The sequence below is a fragment of the Sphingomonas yunnanensis genome, from assembly GCF_019898765.1.
Classification (GTDB): domain Bacteria; phylum Pseudomonadota; class Alphaproteobacteria; order Sphingomonadales; family Sphingomonadaceae; genus Sphingomonas; species Sphingomonas yunnanensis.
The window spans coordinates 543,056-562,028 of record NZ_JAIOKB010000003.1 but is presented as its reverse complement, the minus strand read 5'-3'; the positions used below and the strand labels follow the sequence as shown (position 1 = coordinate 562,028).

At 69.7% G+C, this 18,973-nt stretch carries 19 protein-coding genes and 1 pseudogene; 12 read left to right on the top strand and 8 right to left on the bottom strand.

Annotation, left to right across the window (positions count from 1 at the left end; all coding sequences use genetic code 11):
• Positions 1–106: pseudogene (locus K7957_RS12110) on the top strand (IS5 family transposase); the annotation flags it as partial.
• Between the two features lie 67 nt (positions 107–173).
• Here the strand turns inward: K7957_RS12110 and K7957_RS12105 are convergent.
• Complete coding sequence (locus K7957_RS12105; protein ID WP_223012228.1) at positions 174–971, bottom strand: VgrG-related protein; 798 nt, start codon at positions 969–971, stop codon at positions 174–176.
• Positions 972–1,199: 228 nt separating this feature from the next.
• On the bottom strand, positions 1,200–1,862 hold the full coding sequence (locus K7957_RS12100; protein ID WP_223012227.1) for a hypothetical protein: 663 nt from the start codon (positions 1,860–1,862) through the stop codon (positions 1,200–1,202).
• Positions 1,863–2,059: 197 nt separating this feature from the next.
• Here K7957_RS12100 and K7957_RS12095 point away from each other — a divergent pair, with 197 nt between their 5' ends.
• On the top strand, positions 2,060–4,570 hold the full coding sequence (locus K7957_RS12095; RefSeq protein WP_223012226.1) for a beta-glucosidase family protein: 2,511 nt from the start codon (positions 2,060–2,062) through the stop codon (positions 4,568–4,570).
• Positions 4,571–4,655: 85 nt separating this feature from the next.
• On the opposite strand, the gene K7957_RS12090 is transcribed toward K7957_RS12095, so the two are convergent.
• Positions 4,656–5,207 (bottom strand): FxDxF family PEP-CTERM protein, encoded by a 552-nt coding sequence (locus K7957_RS12090; protein WP_223012225.1) that lies wholly within the window; start codon positions 5,205–5,207, stop codon positions 4,656–4,658.
• 656 nt (positions 5,208–5,863) lie between these two features.
• On the opposite strand from K7957_RS12090, the gene K7957_RS12085 reads away from it, so the two are divergent.
• The 5 genes from K7957_RS12085 to K7957_RS12065 all read left to right on the top strand — a co-directional run bounded on the left by K7957_RS12085 (position 5,864) and on the right by K7957_RS12065 (position 10,255).
• A complete protein-coding gene (locus K7957_RS12085) occupies positions 5,864–6,577 on the top strand; it encodes an N-acyl amino acid synthase FeeM domain-containing protein (RefSeq protein WP_223012224.1) in 714 nt (237 codons plus the stop codon).
• A 117-nt stretch (positions 6,578–6,694) separates the two neighbouring features.
• Entirely contained in the window at positions 6,695–7,324 is a 630-nt protein-coding gene (locus K7957_RS12080) for a LysE family translocator (RefSeq protein ID WP_223012223.1), read from the top strand.
• 46 nt (positions 7,325–7,370) lie between these two features.
• The gene (locus K7957_RS12075) at positions 7,371–8,399 is read left to right on the top strand and encodes an oxidoreductase (protein WP_223012222.1); all 1,029 of its coding nucleotides are present in this window, start codon (positions 7,371–7,373) and stop codon (positions 8,397–8,399) included.
• 61 nt (positions 8,400–8,460) lie between these two features.
• Complete coding sequence (locus tag K7957_RS12070) at positions 8,461–9,399, top strand: alpha/beta hydrolase (protein ID WP_223012221.1); 939 nt, start codon at positions 8,461–8,463, stop codon at positions 9,397–9,399.
• A gap of 82 nt (positions 9,400–9,481) precedes the next feature.
• Entirely contained in the window at positions 9,482–10,255 is a 774-nt protein-coding gene (locus K7957_RS12065) for an SDR family oxidoreductase (RefSeq protein WP_223012220.1), read from the top strand.
• A gap of 28 nt (positions 10,256–10,283) precedes the next feature.
• Here K7957_RS12065 and K7957_RS12060 read toward each other — a convergent pair whose 3' ends face one another.
• The 3 genes from K7957_RS12060 to K7957_RS12050 are packed head-to-tail and all read right to left on the bottom strand — an operon-like array spanning position 10,284 to position 11,781.
• Positions 10,284–10,778, bottom strand: a complete 495-nt coding sequence (locus K7957_RS12060) for a DUF427 domain-containing protein (RefSeq protein ID WP_223012219.1) — start codon at positions 10,776–10,778, stop codon at positions 10,284–10,286.
• Positions 10,775–11,128: a thiol-disulfide oxidoreductase DCC family protein gene (locus K7957_RS12055; protein ID WP_223012218.1), complete on the bottom strand. Its 354-nt coding sequence runs from the start codon at positions 11,126–11,128 to the stop codon at positions 10,775–10,777. Before K7957_RS12055 ends, K7957_RS12060 begins: the two co-directional genes overlap by 4 nt.
• Positions 11,125–11,781 (bottom strand): TspO/MBR family protein, encoded by a 657-nt coding sequence (locus K7957_RS12050; RefSeq protein ID WP_223012217.1) that lies wholly within the window; start codon positions 11,779–11,781, stop codon positions 11,125–11,127. Before K7957_RS12050 ends, K7957_RS12055 begins: the two co-directional genes overlap by 4 nt.
• A gap of 234 nt (positions 11,782–12,015) precedes the next feature.
• Between K7957_RS12050 and K7957_RS12045 the strand changes: the two genes are divergently transcribed.
• The 5 genes from K7957_RS12045 to K7957_RS12025 all read left to right on the top strand — a co-directional run bounded on the left by K7957_RS12045 (position 12,016) and on the right by K7957_RS12025 (position 17,396).
• The gene (locus K7957_RS12045; RefSeq protein ID WP_223012216.1) at positions 12,016–12,588 is read left to right on the top strand and encodes an RNA polymerase sigma factor; all 573 of its coding nucleotides are present in this window, start codon (positions 12,016–12,018) and stop codon (positions 12,586–12,588) included.
• Entirely contained in the window at positions 12,546–13,490 is a 945-nt protein-coding gene (locus tag K7957_RS12040) for a FecR family protein (RefSeq protein ID WP_223012215.1), read from the top strand. Before K7957_RS12045 ends, K7957_RS12040 begins: the two co-directional genes overlap by 43 nt.
• A gap of 80 nt (positions 13,491–13,570) precedes the next feature.
• The gene (locus tag K7957_RS12035; RefSeq protein WP_223012214.1) at positions 13,571–16,063 is read left to right on the top strand and encodes a TonB-dependent receptor; all 2,493 of its coding nucleotides are present in this window, start codon (positions 13,571–13,573) and stop codon (positions 16,061–16,063) included.
• A 10-nt stretch (positions 16,064–16,073) separates the two neighbouring features.
• Positions 16,074–17,000 (top strand): metallophosphoesterase family protein, encoded by a 927-nt coding sequence (locus K7957_RS12030; RefSeq protein WP_246616990.1) that lies wholly within the window; start codon positions 16,074–16,076, stop codon positions 16,998–17,000.
• Positions 17,001–17,087: 87 nt separating this feature from the next.
• Positions 17,088–17,396, top strand: coding sequence for a hypothetical protein (locus tag K7957_RS12025; protein ID WP_223012213.1), 309 nt, complete (start codon positions 17,088–17,090; stop codon positions 17,394–17,396).
• A 43-nt stretch (positions 17,397–17,439) separates the two neighbouring features.
• Here the strand turns inward: K7957_RS12025 and K7957_RS12020 are convergent, their stop codons facing one another.
• Entirely contained in the window at positions 17,440–18,498 is a 1,059-nt protein-coding gene (locus tag K7957_RS12020) for an inorganic phosphate transporter (RefSeq protein WP_343228390.1), read from the bottom strand.
• Between the two features lie 67 nt (positions 18,499–18,565).
• On the bottom strand, positions 18,566–18,952 hold the full coding sequence (locus K7957_RS12015) for a hypothetical protein (RefSeq protein ID WP_246616988.1): 387 nt from the start codon (positions 18,950–18,952) through the stop codon (positions 18,566–18,568).
• Positions 18,953–18,973 lie beyond the last annotated feature (21 nt).

Sequence of the window (18,973 nt, the reverse complement as noted above, 5' to 3'; positions counted from 1 at the left end):
CGGGCGCCTCAAGGACTGGCGGCGCGTCGCTACCCGCTACGACCGCTGCCCGATCGTCTTCTTCTCCGCGGTCGCCCTCGCTGCCACCGTCATCTTCTGGCTGTGATCAACGAGTCCTGATCCTAGGGCGATATGCAGCGGCATGGCTTCCCTCGCAAGCAGGGCCAGAATCCTCATCGCTTTTCTATCTTTTGCGGAGCCAACATCTTCTGCGCGGCTGCGCGTTCAGCAGGCATCCTTACATGAGCAGCGTTGTCAAACGTCCTCGCATCCTTTCCGCCCCGCTTTTTCGCACTGAGCGCCAGTTGTTCGAGATAGCTGGCACGTCGTAGATATATCTCGTCGTTCAGAACGGCCTCGTAGCGGGCGTTTCCTCTGCCGACCTTGAGGTCGGTGTTTTGTACTGCTTCGGCGATGAACGTCGGCGCGTGATGGTGCTGAACCGCGGCGGAGAACACCGTCTCTCTCAAAGCGTCGCTGTGCGCGCTGAGATCGAAGCCGGCCGGATCATGGGCCGTCACCTCGCGCCATTTCACGGCGAACGCGGGCGATCCCGGTTGAAGGTGCGCGAACGCTTGAGCATATCGAGCGGCTTCGGGTGAGGCGACGAACGCCTTCGCCATCCCGGCCTTCGTCGAGATCTGGAAGACGCCGTAGGACACGCCGCCGGGATCGTACCGCCCTGACGATACCGTGCCCATTTGTAGTGCCTCGAGCTCCCCTGCCAAAGTTCCCGTCGGCAGCCGCCGCGGCGCCGCAACGCGCCGCGCACCGGGCATGCTCGCGCGCGACACGGCACGCGCACCCGCGGGCCCGGACGTGAAGCGTCCGTTCGCCGGATCGTGGTCGGGGTTGAACTTGAGTTCGGGCGGCGGCTCCTCGGTAAAGAACGACTCCGTGACCCGCTGCCCCGTGCGAATATAGTGGAGGAACGCCCGGCTCTCCGGTGAACGCTCGTTTCCCTGCCGCATGCTGCCGCCCTCCGCGCTGACGACAGGATCGTACCTCAGCTGACGCGGCGCAGGACATAAGGGGAACGGACCGGCTCGCCGTTATGGGTCAGCTCGCGGCCAAGTTTCCGGCGCGGCGGGGGTACTACCGCCCTCGCTGGAGCTCAGAGTAACCGCGCGCAGCACCGGCGACCCTTGGGCTCCTGCCCGCGCAGGAGCACGGCATTCCGACGGCCCCCCCGCGCCCAATCAGCGCGGCGGCAGCAGCTTCGCCCATCGCGCGTCGAGCCGCGCCTGCGCGCTGGCACGCGGCACGCGCGTCACCAGCGAGAGCCCGCGCAGGCTGATGCTGTGGCCGCTGAACAGATGGCCGCTGATCGAATAACCGATGTCGTAGAGCGCGACGTCGTCGTGCGGCGCGCCGTCGACGAGGTAGCGCGTGACGATCGCGACCGGCATCTGCTCGTCGCCGCGACTGTCGTCCGGCCGGTGCGCCGCCGCGCGCGCCTTCTTCAGTGCGCCTTCGAACCAGTCGCCCTCGATCCGCGGCTCGCCCGTGGTCTCCACTGGGTCGAGCCCGAGCGCGGAGGGGAACAGCAGGGTCTGGCCCTGCACCGACTGCGCGTCCGAGGCCGGCCGCAGCGTGATACGGTCCTTGGAGGCCGCCGACGCCACCAAGGTCAGCGTGGTCGCGCGCGAGGTGGCGCGCGTCGATTCTGCGGCCTGGGCGACCTTGTCGTCGCGCCGGTCGCTCCAGTTGCTCCACAAGGTCAGCGCCGAGATCACCACCGCGACCAGCGCCAGCACCTCACCCAGGGTGACCCAGCGGCGTCGGATCGCCGCCGCCTCGACCGCGCGCTTCTCGGCGCGGGTGCCGGCGTCATTGTTCTGGCTCGGTGGCAGCTCGCTCATGCCTCGCCTTCGATCATCGCGCGCGGCGCGGGTCAAGCCGGCTGGCATGTCGAAGCGGCGAGAACGCGCGTCCCCACGCGATGCGCGGCACGGCGCGAGGCGTCCCTGCCCCCTGCACGCACGGCGCTGGGCAACCTCCCTGACATCTGGTAAGGCCAATGCCGATCGGCATAGCCGGCAACCATGGGAGGATGAGGATGGCACGGTCTCGGCACGGCATGTGGTCGCTGCTGGTCTCGTCCACGCTGGTCGGGCCGCTCGCGGCGCAGACGCCGGCATCGCTTGCCTGGATGACGCCCGCGCTGGTCAAGGAGCAGCGCACGGCGCGATCGGACGAGGCGCGCGAGGCAGTCGCCCGTGAGCGGGCACATGCCCTGGTCCGCGCGATGACGCTGCCGCAGAAGATGCAGCAGCTCACCGGCAGCAAGCCTTCGGTCTTGCCCGAGCTGCCGAGCTGCTTCGGCGCGCGCCACGTCGACGGCATCGCCGCGCTGGCGATCCCCACCTTCCGCATCACCAACGGCCCGGTCGGCGTCGGGCAGAACGACTGCGTCTCGCTCGCCGTGCGCGATGCCATGACCACGGAGCGGCGCTCGATGTACCGCGCCTACAGCGATCCCAGCTCGGCCAAGGCGACCGCGCTGCCGTCCGCCATGGCGGTCGCCGCCTCGTTCGACCCGCGAGTCGCCGCCGATTTCGGCGCGGTCATCGCGCGCGAGATGAACGACCTCGCGCTTCACGTCTTCGAGGCACCGGGGATGAACCTGGCGCGGCTACCGATCCTGGGGCGCAACTTCGAGTATTTCGGCGAGGACCCGTACCTCGCCGGCACGATGGCGGTGGCCGAGATCCGTGCCGTCCAGGCCGCCAACATCATCGCCATGGCCAAGCATTTCGTCGCCAACGAGCAGGAGACGAACCGCATGACCATCCAGGAGAGCGTCGACGAGCAGGTGCTGCGCGAGTTGTACCTTATTCCGTTCGAGATGAGCGTGAGGGACGCCAAGGTCGCCGCGGTGATGTGCTCCTACAATTTCCTCAACGGTCTGCAGGCGTGCGCCAACAAGCCGATGCTGACGGGCGTGCTGCGCGACGACTGGGGTTTCACCGGCTATGTCCAGACCGACTTCTTCGCGCAGAAAAGCACCGCGGCCGCGCTCGACGCCGGGCTCGACCATGAGATGCCGACGCCGATCCACTGGGCGCCCGACAAGCTGACCGCTGCGCTCGCCGAGAACGCGATCGCGCCCGCGCAGATCGATCGCGCGCTGGAGCGCCGCTACACGCAGATGTTCAGGGCGGGGATCTTCGACCGCGCGCTGCGTCAGACGCCGATCGACTATGCCGCGGGCGCGCGAGCCGCGCGCGCGATCGGGGCGCGCGCCGCGGTGCTGCTCCAGAACAACGGCGCCCTCCCGCTCGCCCGGGCCGCGCGCACGATCGCGCTGGTCGGCAAGGCCAGCCAACCCTATGCACAGCAGGCGATCGCGGGCGGCGCTATCCTGGGCAAGCCGATGGGCGCGGGTGGCGGCAGTTCGGACGTGGTTCCCGCTTACACGGTCACGCCCCTCGAAGGCCTTCGTGCCGGGCTCCGCGACATCGGCCGCGCCGATGCCACCGTCAGCTACATCCTGGTCGACGATGGCAATCGAAACGCGACGGTCGACGGCCGCGCCGTCACGTTCGAGCAGGCGCTCGTGCGGATCACGGCGGCGGAGGCGGTCGTGGTGATGGCGGGAACGAACGCCGAGGAGGGCGCCGATCGCGCCAGCTTCACGCGCAAGGACGGACACGAGCTCGCCCAGCCGGCCTCTGCCGGCCTGTCGCTCGACTGGTACGTCGCCAAGCCGAGCGCGATCGCTACCGCCGATGGCGAGACGGCGAATCCCGCCCACTCGAGTGAGACGGTCGCGATGCTGACCGCGATCCTGTCGGCGCGCTCCACCACCGCGGCAGCGATGCCGGCCAAGACCGTGCTGGTCCTGAAGGACAATGCCAGCGTCGCGCTGGATCCGGCGCTGCTCGGCCCTCATGGCCCGTCGATCCTCGAGGTGTGGTTTCCCGGGCAGGAGGACGGCCATATCGTCGCCGACGTGCTGCTCGGCCGCGCCGAACCGAACGGGCGCCTGCCCGTCACCTTCCCGATCAAAGGCCGCAGCTTCCTCGACTCGATCGCACCATCGCAGTTCCCCGGCATCCCCGCCGGCGACGGCAGCACGCAGACGGTGACCTACAGCGAGGGGCTAGAGATCGGCTACCGCTGGTACGATTCGCACTGCGGATCGACGCCGTGCGTTGCTTTTCCCTTCGGTCACGGCCTGTCGTACACGCGTTTGGTCACGAGCGAGGCACGCCTCGAGCCCGTCGGCGAGGACAAGGTGCTGCGTGCGAGCGTGGCGGTGCGCAACACCGGCTCGCGTGAAGGGACGGAGGTAGTGCAGGCCTATCTCTCGCTGCCGCCCGGCGCCGACGTTGGAGGCGCGCGCCAGCCGCCGCGCCGACTCGTCGCCTTCGAGCGGGTCACGCTCGCCCCTGGCGAGTCGCGCCGGGTGACGATCGCGATTGATCCGGCGGCAAGCCACCATCCGATGAGCGTGTGGAACAAGGCGCAGCACGCCTGGGTGACGCCGCACGGTCGCTACGTGCTGCGACTCGGCACCTCGTCCGCGCTGCGCGACCTGATCGAGGCGGGCAGCGTCACGCGCTGATTCGTCCAGAAACGAGAAGGAGGACGGCGCCGCGAGACGCCGTCCTCCCTTTCACCAGGATCGGCGGCCGTGCCGCCGACGCCGGTTAGATCGCCTGGCTGAAGCGCACCGCCGTGCGGCGGCGACGCATCGCATAGCCGACCACGCCGAAGCCCATGATCATCATCGCCCAGGTCGCGGGCTCAGGCACCGCCGCCGGGGTGAAGGTCGCCTGGCCGCCGTACGCGCCGTTGCCGCGCGACACGCCGTTGACGACGAGACGGTTGAGCTGGCCCGCGATGATCGGCACGTTGTTGATGAAGGCCACCTCGAACGCGCCGCCCGCGGTCTTGGTGATGTCCGCGGCGAAGCCGTTGATCGTCACCGAGGTGAAGTCGAGGTCGTTGACCGAGCCGAGCGCAGTGACGCTGGTCGTCACCGTGCCGCTGCCCAGGCCATTTGCCGGCAGCGTGAAGGTGAAGGTGTCAGTGAAAACGCCCGCACCGATGCCGGTGTTCTTGAAGGCGCCCGAGAAGGTGCCGCCGGCGCCCGCGGTCGCGGTGAAGTTGGGCGAGCCGACCGGGAAGGTGGCTGCTTCGGCCGAGACGGCGCCCAGCGCCGCGGCGGCCGCCATGGTGATGGCAACGAGGCTTTTCATAAGAACTCCCTTTGATTCGAGTCGGCCTGATTTCATCTGCCTGCCCGGCGTATGACACGCCTCCCCTGAAGGATGAACAAAAAATTAACGATAGCTGCTCCCATTCGGGGCAATCGCCCTGCAACAAAAAATCGTTGCGTTGCGGAACTTCGGCGCGGCCGTTCCGAACGTCCATCCGAGAAATCGCACGACTCACCTTTCGGCGCCTCGGACCGACTAGGACCTGTTAACTAAATCTGCTCTAGCGAGGATGCCGTTACGAACTCGCTCAACGTGCTGATGAAACACGAACGATAAAACCAGGGGTCCAATCTAGTTCTGACGCGGATCAGTCGTGCGCCTGTCCTGGCGCCGACTGAGAGGATTAGCTTGTCAGTGATGTACGTACGGCATCTGGCATCACTGCTGGATACCGCGCGGGATAGTGTGTCTGCGGCGATCATCGCGTCCGCGGCGATGAGAGCGCATGTCCTAAGTCCAACTGTCGAAACGGTTCCTCGATCCAAAGGTGATGTATGCCTCCACGTTCACTTGACCTGGGCCGACACATCGACGGCTCGTCTTCTTCTCTGCTTGAGAGCGCGCTGGCTCCACTGCGCCAAGCATTTCATTTCTCGACCATGATCACCGGCAATGATGGCCAGAATCACGCGCTTGTGATCAAGGTCGCCGCCGGCGAGGCCGACCGCGCCGCAGCACGATCGCTGCTCAACAAGCGGTACGGCTGGCGCGGCTATGGTGAGACGCACAGCATCCCGACCAGCGCGACTCACTCGACCTTCACCGCCTACATCGACGGTGCGCTGGTCGGCACGCTCACGCTCGGGGTTGACTCAACCGCGGGCATGGAGATCGACCACACCTTCCGCAACGAGCTCAACACCTACCGCCGCGTGCCCGGCGCGCAGCTGTGCGAGCTCACCAAATTCGCGTTCGAGACGTCGGTGCAGTCGAAGGCGATCCTCGCTGCCTTCTTCCACTTCATCTTCATCTACGGCGAGTGCCGCTACGACTGCACCGACCTGTTTATCGAGGTGAACCCGCGTCACCGTCGCTTCTACGAGGCGATGCTCGGCTTCGACCGGGTCGGCGGGCTGAAGGAGAACGAAGGGGTGGGGGCGCCGTCGCAGCTGATGCACCTGGAAGTCGCGCAGATCCGCGCACAGGTCGACGACTATACGCGCGCCGCCGGCGGCGTCAGCGAGCGCTCGCTCTACCCCTTCTTCCTCTCGGGTGAGATCGAGAGCGACGTACGGTCGAAGATGGAGCGCGGCGGCCTCTCCGCCTCGCATCTTCATCGCGCCGCGACGATCGCGAATCAGCGGCAACCGAACGCGAACGACGCCGGCGTGACGGTCGGTCACGCCTGAGGCTCCCGGCCTGCCCAGGCGCCGGTGACGCGGTGGAATGAGGCTGGCCCGCACGCTCGATCCCGACAGGGCCGCGCGCTAGATCGTGCGCCGGTCCAGTGAGTCGGAGGAGGAGAGTTGGCGCTTCACACCTGGTGGCTGTTCGTCGGCGCGGTGTTCCTGCTCTCGGGCACGCCGGGGCCGAACATGCTGCACGTCATGTCGCGCTCGGTTCAGATGGGGCTGCGACGCAGCGTCGCGGCGATGGCGGGGTGTCTCGCCGCCGTCGTCTTGGTACTCGCCGCCTCGGCCGCGGGGCTCTCCACGCTGCTGCTCGCGGTGCCCGGCGCGTTCGCGGTGCTGCGCTACACAGGCGCCGCCTATCTCGTCTATCTCGGCATCCGGGCGTGGCGCGCCGAGGCTACGCCGCTCGATGTCGGCGCGGGCGAGCTGGTCGCGCGGCAGTCGCGCGCCGCGCTGTTCCGCGGCGGCTTCGCGATCGGCATCAGCAATCCCAAGCTGATTCTGTTCGCCGCGGCCTTCCTCCCGCAGTTCGTCGATCCAGCGGGGCCCGAGCCACCCCAGTTCCTGCTGCTCGTCGTCACCTTCGCGGTGATCGAGGCGGGCTGGTACATGGCCTATGCGCTCGGCGGACGCTCGCTGGCGCGCTGTCTGACACGCCCGGCGATCCGCCGCGCCTTCGAGCGGCTGACCGGCACGATCTTCATCGGCTTCGGCCTCGCGCTGCTGCGCGTCCGGCCGGCTTGATCGGCAGGGCAGCGGCATCCTAATCGTCGGTGAGGGGGCGACAAGCATGACGGACACGATCGGGGTGGGACTGATCGGCTACGGCCTCGGCGGCCGCGCCTTCCACGCGCCCTACATCATGACCTCAGCCGCGCTGGAGCTGCGCGGCATCGTCTCGCGTGACCCCAGCAAGGTTCACGCCGACTGGCCAACGACGCGCGTCGTGCCCGACGTGGCGGCGCTGCTCGACGACGGGTCGATCGCGCTGGTCGTCGTCTCCAGCCCAGACCATCTCCACGCCGAGCACGCCCAGGCCGCCCTGGCGGCGGGCAAGCACGTCCTGATCGACAAGCCGTTCGCCACCTCGTTGGCCGAGGCGCGCGCGCTGATCGCGGCGGCCGATCGGGCCGGGCGGCAGCTCACCGTTTTCCACAATCGACGCTGGGACGCCGACTTCCGCACCCTGCGCGGGCTGATCGCGGACGGCGCGCTGGGCGAGGTGGTGAGTTACGAGAGCCGGTTCGACCGCTGGCGGCCCGTTCCCGCGGCGACCTGGAAGGAGGCGCGCGCGGGCGGCTCGTGGCTCGACCTCGGGCCGCACCTGGTGGATCAGGCGCTACTGCTGTTCGGCCGCCCGAGCGCGATCACGGCCGACATCGCGACGCTGCGCCGCGACTCGCCCGCGCCCGACTATTTCCACGCGACGCTGCGCTACCCCGACAAGCGCGTGACGCTGCACTCGAGCAAGCTCGCCGCGGATCACCGCTTGCGCCTCGCCGTCCACGGCACGCGCGGCAGCTGGGTCAAGCACGGGCTCGACCCGCAGGAGGCAGCGACGATCGCCGGTCGGCGGCCGGGTGGCGACGACTGGGGCCATGATCCGCTGGAGGGAGTGCTCACCCCAGGAGCGCCGGGTGCCACGTCGACTCGCGCGCCCAATCGCCGCGGCGACTATCGCCTGTTCTGGTCGGCGCTGGCGACGGCGATCCGCGGCGAGGGCCCGAACCCGGTGCCGCCGCATGAGGCGCTGGCCGTGATGGAGGTGCTCGACGCCGGGCTGCGCAGCGCGGCGGAGCGGCGCGAGCTCGCACTCTGACACGTCGCCGGGCTTCTCTCGCTGACGCGCGCTGCTAGGCTGGCGCGAAAGGAGGAGACAGATGCGCACGGTCCTACTCTCGGCGACACTGGCGCTCGCGGTCGCTGGAGGCGCGGTCGCGAGACCCGCGGCCGATGCCCGATCGCCGGCAGCGTCCGTCCGGCTGGAAGGCCCGTTCCAGCTGCAATCGCGCGTCTACCCTGGCACGGTGCGACGGTACTGGGTCTATGTCCCGCCGCATTATGATCGGGCGAAGCCCCCCAACCTCCTGCTGTTCCAGGACGGTCAGCGCGCGACCAACCCGACCGGTTCGCTCAGGGTGCCGGCGGTACTCGACAGCCTGATACGCGGCGGCACGCTGCCGCCGACGCTCGGGATCTTCGTCACGCCGGGCCATCGCGCCGCGACCTATCCGACCGATCTCGGCATGCAGAACCCCGATCATCGCGTCGAGGAATACGACTCGCTCTCCGATGATTACGCGCGCATGACCTTGGACGAACTGCTGCCCGCGGTGGCGCGGCGCTGGCGCTTCGCCGACGACCCGCGCCTCCGCGCGATCGGCGGCACGTCGAGCGGCGCGATCGCCTCCTGGACGGTGGCGTGGCGACACCCGGAGGCGTTCGGCAACGTCATCAGCTTCATCGGCAGCTACACCTCGATCGGTCTTCGCCTCGGCGCCGATGGCGCACCCGTCGCGCTCGGCGGCGACCTCTATCCCGGGCTGATTCGCAAGTCGCCGATCCGCCCGATCCGCGTCTTCTTCCAAGACGGCAGCGCCGACCTCGACAACGAGCACGGCAGCTGGTTCCTCGCCAACCAGCAGATGGTCAAGGCGCTCGCCTGGGCCAACGCGCATGCCGACGCACAGCATCAGCCCGGCCCGCGCTACGACGTCCGCTACCAATGGACCGCGGGCGGTCATTCGGACGCGGATGGCGGCGCGCTGCTGCCCGAGGCACTCCGCTGGATCTGGCGCGATCGGCCCACCGCCCGATGAACGCGGCGGCAGGCGGTGAACGATCCGCCGCGCGGATCATTGTGCGGCGGTTCACCCCCTCGCGACTCGGAGCGACCCGACCATGAAGACCAGCGGCAACACGATCCTGATGACGGGCGGCGGCAGCGGCATCGGCGAGGCGCTCGCGCACCGCTTCCACGACCGCGGCGACACCGTCATCATCGCCGGGCGCCGGCGCGACGCGCTCGAGCAGGCTGCGGCCGGACGCGAGCGGATCCACACCGTCACGCTCGACGTCGAGGACCCCGCCGCGGTCGACGCCTTTGCGCGCCGGATCGTCGCCGACTTCCCCGCGCTCAACGTGCTGTTCAACAATGCCGGGATCATGAAGTTCGAGGATCTGACCGCGCGCCGCGACCTCGCCGACGCGGAGGCGACGGTGGCGATCAACGTGCTCGGCCCGATCCGGCTCACCAACGCGCTGATCGATCACCTTAGCGCCCAGCCCGACGCCGCGATCGTCACCGTCACCTCGGGGCTCGCCTTCGTCCCGCTGGTGGCGGCGCCGACCTACTCGGCGACCAAGGCCGCGATCCACTCCTACACGATCTCACTCCGCACGCAGCTGGCGGGCAAGGTCGAGGTGATCGAGCTGGCGCCGCCGGGCGTGCAGACCGATCTCACGCCGGGCCAGGCCAACCGTCCCGGCTATATGCCGCTCGAGGCCTTCGCCGACGCGGTCGCGGCACAGTTCGCCCAGCAGCCGACCCCGCGCGAGATCCTGGTCGACGAGGTGCAGTTCCTCCGTCAGGCCGAGCGCGAGGGTCGCTTCGACGAGACGCTGAAGACGCTCACCGAGCGCGCCGCCCAGCAGCGCGCCGCGGGCGGCTCCTGATCACACCGGGCAGCATGGGCCGGTGCGCTCACCAGCCCATGCTGCCCAGCACGCCTTTGAACGGGCCCACCACGTCGGGCGTGATCCAGCCGCCGTAGAAACCGCCCGGCTGCGGCGTCACCACCGCCTCGTCCACGGTGCAGCGGTCCAGCGGCGCGGCATAGAAGGCGAGATGATCGCGCAATGGCGCGAAGCCGGGCGTCGGGTCGGGGTAGCTCCATGCCACGTCCCGCAGCAGCGCGTCGCCGAGCGCGAGATGCCAGTAGACTGCCTCCCCCTTCCACTCGCAGAAAGAGCGCCGCGTGGAGGCCCGCAACAGCTCACGCGCTACGTCGGCCGGCGGCAGGTACCAGCTCGGCGGGTGGCTGGTCTCCAGCGTGCGGATCGCTGCGCGCGTATCCGCCACCGTCACGCCGCGATGGACGATGCGGACGTGGCGGCCGCTCGGCTCCGCCACGGCCGGGCGCGGATAGTCCCACACGCTCTCCTGCCCCGGCTCCGCCCGCTCGCGCACCGGCCTCACGCCACACCCCGCCCGGCCCAGCGCTGCAGCCGCGGACGCACCCGGAGGAAGACGAGGTAGAGTCGCTCGAGCAGCGCCAGCACCACCGGGTGGCGTGCTACCAACCCGAGCGGGCGCAGCAACGGGATCGCGCGCCACAACGCCGCGAACGCCGCCGCGCCCGAGACGATCGGACCGCCCTCCTCCTGCGCGTGGAAGCGCGCGAGCATCCCCGCGCGGTCGAGCGGGCAGGTCGCCGCCGTCGCGTCGACGAAGTGGATGCGGCCGCGCCGATCGAGCCGGCGCATCAGCGCGATCTCGCGCTGACACAAGGGGCAGGCACCGTCGTGCCAGACGGTGACCCGGCTCATCGGCCGCGCGCCGGATTGTCGCGGCGGATCCGCTCGGCCAGCAGCGTCGCGAGGCCGAGCCAGCCGACATAGGGCACCGCCGTGGCCGCGGCGGTACGGTCGACACGCGCCGCGGTGGCGACGAGCGCCACGCCCGAGGCGAGCATCGCGCCCGACACCGCCGCGCTCGCGCCCAGCTGCTTACGGCGGAAGAACAGCTCGCTCCACCCGCCGATCATCGCGCTATTGGCCAACCACAGCGCGACCGCGGCGTTCCGCCGCTGGCTCGCGGGACGTCGCATCAGCCGGTAGCCCCCGACCGCGAGCCCTGCCTCGAGTGCGGGCCATACCGCGCCGAACACGGCGTCGGGCGGCGTGAAGTCGGGCTTGTCGAGCCCCCGATACCAGCGCCGGATCGTCGGGTGCGTACGGTCGGGCGCGTTGCGGCGCCCCAGTACCGCGCTCGCGCCGAGCACCAGCCCGACGAGCCCCAATGCGGCGCGGGGCGACCGACCGGCGGAGCGCACCGCCGCGGCGTCGGCCGGTTCCGGTGCCGGCGGGGCCGGCGCCACCGCCGACGCCGGATAGGCCGACAGGTCGGGCCTGGTCTTGCCTCCGTCGCGGAAGAGCCGCCCCGTCAACGCGGTGACCAAGGGCTGGCTGGCGAGCGCCATGGCCGCGTGCAGCGCTCGGATGACGGCGCGGCTGTACGGGTCGGCCAGCCGCTTCGATTGTTACCGGCGACGCTCGCGCCGGTGATCAGGACCCTGCTCGACACCCACTCTTCTCCTTCACGCCGCCAACGCGGCAGCGCGCGAAAGGGGCCGCGGCGCGCGGGCGAGATCGGAGCGCTGTCCCGCCGATGTAAGATTCGCCGCCTAGGGCGAGCGCATGGTCGAGGGCACGACATGAGCTGGTTACGCGACATCGATCGCTGGTTCATGGCCGAGGTTCTACCGCACGCGGCCGCCTATCGCGCGCGCGCCGCGCACCTGTGCGGCGCCGACGAGGCCGATGATCTGGTGCAGGAAGCCTATGCCCGCGTGCTGGGCAGCCAGAATCACCAGGCCATCCTCGCACCGCGCGCTTTCACGCTCACCGTCGTCCATCACCTCGCGCTCGAGCGGTTGCGCCGCGCCCAGGTCGTGCGGATCGAACTGCTCGCCTCGATGCAGCTGCTCGAGGTGGCGGACAGCGCGCCCGACGCCTTCGCGGTCGCGGCGGGCCGGTCCGAGCTGCGGCGCCTCGAGCAGCTGATGGCGACGCTGCCGCCGCAATGCGCGCGCGTTCTGCACATGCGCAAGGTACAGGGGATGGCGCCCGCGGCGATCGCCGAGGCGCTGTCGATATCGCTCTCGACGGTCGAGAAGCACATCGCTAAGGGCCTCGCCCTCATGATAAAGGCGCGTCGCGCCGATGAGGCGCAGGCGGAGGAAGCGTGTCCGGTCGTTCCCCCACACCGCAGCCGAGCGCTGACCTGATCGAGGAAGCCGCCGCGTGGCTCGCCGCGCTGGACGCGGGCACGGCGTCGGACGCAGCGTTCGCGACATGGCGCGACGCCGACGCGCGCCACGCCGTCGCCTTCGCCGAGGTCGCGTCGACGTGGCGGGATCTCGACGCGCTGCGCCTCGTCGCCGGTGAGCGCGACTCTCTTCCCACGGCCGCCGCCGCTCCGACGCGTCCGGGTCGACGCCACGTGCTGCGCGCCGCCGCCTCGGTCGCCGCGGTGATGGCGGTGGGGGGCGGGTTGGCCTATCGCGGCGAGGCGCGCGAGACGATCAGCACGCGCGTTGGCGAGCGCCGCAGCGTCGCCGCCGCGCCCTCCATCACGCTGGACGTCAACACCGACAGCGAGGTGCGCTGGCGTGCGGGCCGCCCCTTTCGCCTGTGGCTCGAGCGCGGCGAGATGGCGATCCGACTGGGGCGCGGCGAACAGGCCGCTCTGTGTGTACCCGCCGGCACCTTTCGGCTCGCGCCGGGGCGCTACAACGCGCGGCTGCGCGGCGAGAGCTGCGAGCTGGCGGTGATCACCGGCGCCATCACCGACGCGGCGAGCGGTCGGCTGGGCGCCGGCGAGATCGCGCTCCTCAGCGGCGACACGCTCGGCGCGGTCGTGCCCAGGGCGGCGGACCTGCCGCGCGTGACCGCCTGGCAGCGCGACACGCTGATGCTGTCGGGCGAGAGCCTCGACTATGCGCTCGCCGAGATGAACCGCTATCTGCCGCACAAGATCGTGATCGGCGACCCGGCGCTGTCGCGGCTCCGCCTCGGCGGCACCTTCGCCACCACCAGTCCGGCGGAGTTCCTCCGCGCCCTCCACGCCTCGTTCGGGATCGAGGCCACCACCGGCCGTGGCGGCGGGATCGTGCTCACCCGCGCCTGATTATTTTCACGGGCGCATGGCGGTTTTGCCGCGCCCATCCATCCTCCCTGCGACAATCGTGTAAAGCGGGGACATCTCTCATGGTTCGTTACCTCACGTCGGTCGCCCTGGTGGCGATCGCGCTGCCCGCGGCCGCGCCCGCGCGGCCCCAGGCCGCCCCGATCGCCTTCGCGATCCCGGCCGCGGACACCGCCGCGGCGCTCAACAGCTTCGCGCGGCAGGCCGGGGTCCATCTCATCTTCCCCTACGACGCGGTCGCCGGGCGCCGCGTCGCCGGGCTGCGAGGCCGCTTCACCCGCGGCGAGGCGTTGCGCCGGTTGATCGCGGGGCAGGGGCTAGTGGTCGCGGAGGAGACCGCGACGATGATCTCGCTCAAGGCCGCCCCCATGCCGGACCCAGCACCGACGCCGGCGGAGACCGCGACGGCCGCCTCCCCTGACGTGGTCGTGCTCGGACAGGGACAGTCGCGCCAGGTGCAGACGGTGACGAGCCGCGCGACGCGCAAGCTCACTCCCGGCACGTCGCCGCTGCGAGCGCTCGGCCGCCTGCCCGGCGTCAACTTCGACTCGTCGGACGCGCGCGGCACCTATGAGGCCGCCACGCAGCTCGCGATCCGCGGCTTCCTCACCGACCAGATGGGCTACACGCTCGACGGCGTGCCGCTCGGCAACATGCAGTATCGCAACAACAATGGCCTCTCGATCAACCGCGCTCTGCTGAGCGAGAACAACGGCGCGGCGACGCTGTCGCAGGGCAGCGGCGCGCTCGGCACCGCCTCGACCAGCAACATCGGCGGCACCGTCGACTTCACCTCGATCGATCCCACCACCACCATCGGCCTCGACCTCGAGCAGAGCTACGGCAGCGCCGACTCATGGCGCAGCTTCGTGCGGCTCAACAGCGGCGAGCTGCGCTGGGGCGGTCGGCTCTCGCTCTCCTACGCGCACGATCGTCAGGGCAAGTGGCGCGGCTGGGGCAACCAGAACCAGGACCAGCTCAACGCCAAATACATCCAGCCGCTAGGCGGTTCGGTCACTTCGACGACGTTCCTCAACCTGATCCACCGCCGCGAGGACGATTACAACGACGTCTCGCTCGCGCGGCTGCGCACCTATGGCTGGCGCTTCGACAACATCCGCGATTTCGCCCTGGCGGAGCAGCTCGCGCGTCTGACGCAGAGCGGCGGCACCGCACCTGCACCGTTCGCCGCCCCCGACGACACGATCTACCAGGGCGGTGGGGTGCGCCGCGACCTGCTCGGCTATGAGAAGCTCGACTATCAGCTCTCGCCGCGCCTCTCCGGCGTCACCACCGCGTACATCCATCTGGACAAGGGCATCGGAACCTACGCCAGCCCCTATGATCCCACGCCGGCGGCGTACGGAGGCTCGCCGATCTCGGTGTCTGCGCTGCGCTACGACATCGATCGCAAGGGCGTGATCTCGCGCCTGATGCTATCTGCCGGCGCGCACAAGATCGCGGCCGGCGTCTGGTACGAGCGCAACGCCTTCGACCAGGGCTCGTACCTGTACGGCCTTCAGGCCGGCGTTGCCCCGCGCGACTTCCAGCGCTTCTACACGAACCCGTTCCGCACCACTTTCTACAACGAGTACCGCACCGAGACGCTGCAACTCGACGTCGGCGACACCTGGCAGGCGAGCGAGCGGCTGCGGCTCAACGCCGGCGTGAAGGGCGTGGTGTCGACGAACCGCGCGCGCAGCATCGTCAGCACCAAGCCGATCAACGGCTCGATCAAGGCGGAGAACTGGTTCCTGCCGACTGCCGGCATCCTCTACACGCTCGACCAGAGCAACGAGCTGTTCGCCGACTACACCCGCAACATGGCGGCGTTCGTCGCCTCGACCTCGAGCGGCCCGTTCTCGAGCAGCTCGCAGGCCGGCTTCGACTATATCCGCGGCGATCTCAGGCCGGAGATGACCGACACCTTCGAGGGCGGCTATCGCTATCACGGAGGCGCGCTGCAGCTCTCGCTCACCGGCTATTACGTCAAGTTCACCCATCGCCTTCTGGCGTCGTCGATCAGTGCGACGGTGGTCGGCAATCAGAACGTCCTCCAGAACGTCGGTGGCGTGTCGTCGCTCGGGGTCGAGGGGGCCGCGAACTGGCGCTTCCTGCCGCATTGGTCGCTCTACGGCAGCTGGGCCTATAACGATGCCACCTACGACGACGACGTTCGCCCGCTCGGCGGCGCGGTCGTGCCGATCCGCGGCAAGCAGGTCGTGGCCTCCCCCAAGCAGGTCGGCACCGTCGAGCTCACCTACGACGATTCGGTGCTCTGGGGCGGCGTGAACGCGCACTATCGCAGTCGCCGCTACTACAGCTATCTCAACGATGCCGAACTGCCGGGGGCGGTGAACGTCAACCTCATGGCGGGCTATCGCTTCAGCCGCACGCTGGACGTGCAGATCAATCTCACCAACGTGTTCGACAAACGCTACATCGCGTCGACCGGCACCGCCGGCTTCGTCACCTCGGATCCGAACGGCACCTATACCACGCTGCAGCCCGCCGCGCCGCGTCAGGTGTTCGGCACGGTGCGGCTGCACCTGTGAGCGCGAGGTGATGATGCAGCGACGCCATCTCCTCCAGCTCGCCGCGGGTGCGCCGCTCGCATCCGCGGCCGCCGCGACGCGACTCCCCGGCGCGGGCGGCTCGTTCCGCCTCGCGCTGCTGGGCGACTGCCACATCCGGCCCGAGTTCTCCGCGGCGCGCGCCTGCGCGATGTGCTTCGAGCAGGTCTCCGCCTCGTCGGTCGACTTCGTCATCCAGGCCGGTGACCATATCGAGGATGCGCTGGAGGTCGGCCGAGCGCGCGCTGCATCACTGATGGACTTGTACCAGCGGATCGAGCGCCAGCACCTGCGCAAGCCGGTGCGCCACGTCATCGGCAACCACGATTGTCTCGGGGTCTTTCCGGCCAGCGGGATCGATCCGTCCGCGCCCGATTACGGCAAGGCCTTCTATGTCGAGCGCTTCGGCCCGACCTATTATGCGTTCGACCACAAGGGCGTGCACTTCGTCGTGCTCGATTCGGTGGGGATCACCGCCGATCGCAGCTACGAGGGGCGGATCGACGCCGCGCAGCTCGACTGGCTGCGCGCGGACCTCGCCGCGCAGCCGCGCGGCACGCGGATCATCGCGGTCACGCACATACCGCTGATCACCGCGATGCGCTGCTACGAGCCCGAGTCGTGGCTCGACACGCCGCACAACTGGACCTTCGTCAGCAACGCGCGCGAGGTGCTGCGGCTGTTGCGCGACCACGACGTGATCGCCGTGCTGCAGGCGCACAGCCACGTCTACGAGCAGATCGAACTCAACGGCATCCGCTTCATCACCACCGGCGCCGTCGCAGGCGCCGACTGGCGCGGCTCGTTCCTCGGCACAGCCGAAGGCTATACGGAGATCAGCGTCGACGGCCGGTCGGTGGAGAGCCGCTACCGCACCTACGGCTTCCGCAGCATCGACCCGGCGGACGTGCCGATCTGAGCGCCCGGCGCCTCGCCGTAACGCCCCGACCGGCGCGCAGCGGAGCCGTCCCCTCGTGCGTTATGCTCGTACGAGAGGAGAGATCGCATGTCATCGATCGATCGGCAGAAACGTCTTCACTTCGACATGGTCAACGTCGGCCTGCGCGCGCAGGCCACGGCGGTGGGGCTGGTCCAGCTCTGCGTCGAGCTGCGCGACGCCGGCGTGCTGCCGGACGCCGCGCTCACCCGGATCAAGGACGTGATCGCCGACGAGGTCTCGGTCGCCGGACCGCGCCGGCGCGGCCAACAGGACTATCGCCGCGAGGTGCGCGACCGGCTCGATCAGCTCTTCGCCGGCGAGGCGAAGGTCGGCCCGGCCGAGGCGCTCTCCTTCGGGGAACAGCCCGAGCCGTGACCGCCGAGCGCGGTCGCCGCCGTCGCGCCGGCCGCGCCGCGCCTCAGCGGAGCCCGAGGGCGGGCACCACGGCGAGCAGCATCGCGTAGAGCACGCCCGAGAGCAGCGTCGCCGCGGGCAGCGTCATGATCCAGGCCAGCGCGATGTTGCGCACGGTGCTGCGCTGCAATCCAGCGCCAACCGCCACCATCGTCCCGGCGACGCCGCTCGACAGGATCTGCGTGGTCGAGACGGGCATACCCTTCACCTGCGCGAGCAGGATCGTGCTCGCCGCGACCAGCTCGGCCGCCGCGCCCATGCCATAGGTGAGATGCGCCTTGCCGATCTTCTCGCCGACGGTGACGACGATCGGCCGCCACCCGATCATCGTGCGGAGCCCCAGCGACAGCGCGACCGCCACCTTGACCCAGGTCGGGATATAGCGTGTGCCCTTCTCCAGCAGGTGCTCGTAGTCGCTGAGCGCCTTCGCGCCGCCGCCGGGGAAGCGCTGCACCGACGCATCCTTGTCCTCGCCGAGCAGCCGTAGCGTGTCGTACACCAGGTACATGTCGTCGCGGACGTTCTTGGTCTGCGCCGCGGGCAACTTGCGGAGCGAGCCGTAGGTGCGCAGGTCGGTAGCGACCTCGGTGGAGACGGTGTTCAGCGCGGCATATACCTTCGGCCTGTCGGTCGTCTTGGTGCGCAGCGCGTCCTGCAGCACCGCGTGCGTTCGCTCGGGCGCGACCTGGGTGCCCGCGGCCCTGGCGCGGAACACGCGCTGCGCGCTCGTGGCGGACTGGGTGAACGCAGGGGTCGAGCTGTCGGGCATGGTGCGGTTGAGCGCATAGGCGGTCGGGGCCACGCCGATCAGGATCAGCATGATCAGCCCCATGCCCTTCTGCCCGTCGTTGCTGCCGTGCGCGAAGCTCACCGCGGTGCAGGTGAACACCAACAGCGCGCGAATGTGGAGCGGCGGCGGGCGCTGCTCCTCGGGCTCCTCGTACAGCTGGCGGTCGGGCAGCAGGCGCTTCATCGCCCAGAGCAGCAGCATCGCGCCGAGCAAGCCGATCACGGGGCTGACCAGCAGGGCGAGCAGCACGCTCTCGGCCTGGCTCCACTCCACGCCCGCGGCGCCGGCCCGACGAGAGCCATCGGTCGGCGACGCCGACGCCGACGCCGAGCCGAGCCGATCAGCGCGTGGCTCGACGAGTTGGGCAGGCCAAGCATCCAGGTGCCGAGATCTGCGTGCCAGGGCCGAGATCATAGCCGCGGCTGTCGATCAGCTCGGCGCCGATCGCGAGCGGCCCCGGCCCATATTCGACCGCGACGCCGGTGCGGAGCAGAACCGCGTCCTCCGCCGTCGCCTCCATCGGACGCGGTCGGCCGTCGACTGTCTCATAGCGTAGCCGGCTCGAGGCAGTGACGATCAGCCCGCTCAAATCCTCCTGAGGCGCGGTCTTCTCCTTGCCGGGCTTCTCGACCCACGAGGCGGGCGAGGCGGGGAGCGACTGCGCCGTCGCCGTGGCGGTGCTGGCGAGCAGCGCCGCGAGCGCGAGGAGCCGTGGCGTGAGGACCATCAGACATGTTCGGAAACAATC